General features: G+C 32.8%; 1 protein-coding gene. It reads left to right on the top strand.

The window, feature by feature from the left end; translation table 11 throughout:
* Nucleotides 1-62 precede the first annotated feature (62 nt).
* A partial coding sequence (locus IM284_RS23250; RefSeq protein WP_370552129.1) for an oligosaccharide flippase family protein occupies nt 63-888 on the top strand: 826 nt, incomplete at its 3' end.

Here is an 888-nt window from a genome sequence, read left to right as displayed (position 1 = left end):
ATTCATAGATTTACTATATAAAGATGATGAAGAGAAATAAATATTTAAAAGAGGTTGGATAGGTGTTAACTAAAACTCAAAAAAATATCATTTGGATGATTACAGAAAAATCAATAGGCGTAATTGGTCTTTTCTTTATAAACGCTTTAGTAGCTAAATACTTGGGGCCTGTAGTAATTGGGCAAATAGCAATCGCAACTGCGATTTTTCAAATTATCCAAGTTGCCGCGGTTTTTGGTAGCGATAGTATTTTCTATAAAAGAATAACCACAAATTTACTGGGCGGCATTCAATTAATGTTGCCTGTATTCATATTGAGGAGTGCGGTATTTATATTTTTTGCATGTGCTTGCATCATGATTTTAAATGTGCAAATGGATTTAACAGGTATGGTGTTAGTGCTGTCAATATGTTTGGCATATTACTTTTACACAATTGATACATATACCAGCCTTAATGAGTCATTACTGAACTCTAGAATGAATGCTATTGCAAACGTAACCGGACTTATTTTCGGTTTAGTAGTCAGAGCATTAATGGTTAAATATAAAGCTCCGGTTATCTTTTTTGGATTGCCTCTTATAATTATAAGCGCCACCCCTTACTTTTTGAAGTTATTTATATTCCGGAGGGAGTATAAAAGTAAAGTGTCAATAAAATACAAAGTATTAAGAAAAAGATTTTTTCACCTGAGTTATGCGGGTAGTATTCTCGTTATTCCTTCTGTTATTGCATCAATCTATCCGAGGTTGAATTTACTTGTAATATCATGTTTGTATGGTGATCATGATGTCGGCATATATTCAGTTTCTCAAACTCTTGCTACTAGTTGGAATTTCATTTTGCTATCATTGCTAACCTCTTGTTTACCAGCAATATTTCGAGAGA

It is taken from the genome of Enterobacter cloacae complex sp. P12RS (assembly GCF_014895875.1).
Taxonomy (GTDB): Bacteria; Pseudomonadota; Gammaproteobacteria; order Enterobacterales; family Enterobacteriaceae; genus Enterobacter; species Enterobacter bugandensis.
Note: the sequence above shows the minus strand (reverse complement) of the source record. Positions and strands in the feature narration are given on the sequence as shown.